The sequence below is a fragment of the Kosakonia sp. S42 genome (genome assembly GCF_016624785.1).
Lineage (GTDB): Bacteria > Pseudomonadota > Gammaproteobacteria > Enterobacterales > Enterobacteriaceae > Kosakonia > Kosakonia cowanii.
On sequence record NZ_JACVTW010000074.1, the window covers coordinates 1 to 1,499 of the forward strand.

Below are 1,499 nucleotides of genomic sequence, written 5' to 3' on the forward strand. Positions count from 1 at the left end.
CATTGCCGGATGGCGCTGGCGCTTATCCGGCCTACGCCGTTCCAGCGGGCTCTATTTTGGTAGGCCGGATAAGGCGTAGCCGCCATCCGGCATGTGATCCCGTCACCATTTTCGGATAGCGTGAAAGCACGTATGCTGCCAAAAATGTTAAATACGTCGATAAAAACACATTTATTAAACATGTCATCGTGACAGGTTGATTGCATCGACATATTATCAGCATATGTCGATAAAAATGGATTTTGTAAACATATGAGCTGGGATCCGACCATACCCTTTAACGCTTTACCGATGCTGCCGCCCAACGTGGAGGAGATTGAGACCCGCAAGGTGCTTAAGGCCTGCATAACTGCACGTGCCGCTCTGGCAGAGTTGAAAACGGCAGGGGAGTTAATTCCCGATCAAGGTTTATTGATTAACCTCCTCCCTCTGCTTGAAGCCAAAGACTCCTCGCGCATCGAAAATATCGTCACCACCAGCGATCAGCTCTTCCAGTATGCCGATCAGGCCGAGAACGCCGATCCCGCAACAAAAGAGGCGTTACGTTACCGGACCGCATTGCACGATGGCTTTACTTACCTAAGCAGCTACCCGTTGTGTACTAACACTGCCATCGCCATTTGCACCACGCTGCGCGGCGTAGAAACGGATATTCGTAAAACCCCCGGAACGGTATTGCGCGATCAGAACAGTGATGTGGTTTATACCCCGCCGGTAGGTGAAGCGGCTATTCGCGATCTGCTGGGGAATTGGGAACGTTTCATCCATGCCGATGATGACCTGGATCCGCTGATAAAAATGGCGATTTCACACTACCAATTTGAGTGTATTCACCCCTTTCCGGACGGGAATGGCAGAACAGGCCGAATCCTGAATATTTTGTACCTGATCCAGAGTGAATTGCTCTCGCTGCCCATCCTTTACCTCTCCCGGTTTATCCTGGAAAGGCGCGATCACTACTACACGCTCCTGCGTGACGTGACCGCCGAAGGTCGGTGGGAGGCGTGGATCTTATTTATGCTGGAAGCGATAGAAAACACCGCGCGCTGGACCAAGAAAAAAATCGCCATCATTCGTGAACTGATGGTGGATACGACACAATTTGTGCGTGAACGACTGCCAAAAATCTATACCCATGAGTTGATGCAAATACTTTTTGCACAGCCCTATTGTCGGATAGATAACCTTGTAAAAGGGCAAGTGGCTAAGCGCCAGACTGCATCGCTCTATCTTAAGCAGCTGGCAAATATAGGCGTGCTGGAGGAGATGAGCGTGGGTCGCGAAAAGCTCTACCTCAATACCCGATTGCTGCAGGAGTTAGGCAACTAATTGCCGCGAGTCAGCTCTCTCACGCTGTTCTCCTGCCGGATGGCGCGTTACACGCTTATCCGGCCTACCAAAACGCGCCTACAGCGACACCGGTGTAGCTTTTATCTGCGGTTTCACAACGAGGGGTTGTGTCCCCGCTGAAATCGGCGAACCGAAGCGTGAATGACAAG

At 51.2% G+C, this 1,499-nt stretch carries 2 protein-coding genes; one reads left to right on the forward strand and one right to left on the reverse strand.

Going from position 1 to position 1,499, the window contains the following annotated elements; translation table 11 throughout:
- A partial coding sequence (locus IAE50_RS26410; protein WP_234467355.1) for a hypothetical protein occupies positions 1-212 on the reverse strand: 212 nt, incomplete at its 3' end.
- Positions 213-252: 40 nt separating this feature from the next.
- Between IAE50_RS26410 and fic the strand changes: the two genes are divergently transcribed.
- Positions 253-1,329, forward strand: a complete 1,077-nt coding sequence (gene fic / locus IAE50_RS25570; protein ID WP_200581683.1) for a protein adenylyltransferase Fic — start codon at positions 253-255, stop codon at positions 1,327-1,329.
- Positions 1,330-1,499 lie beyond the last annotated feature (170 nt).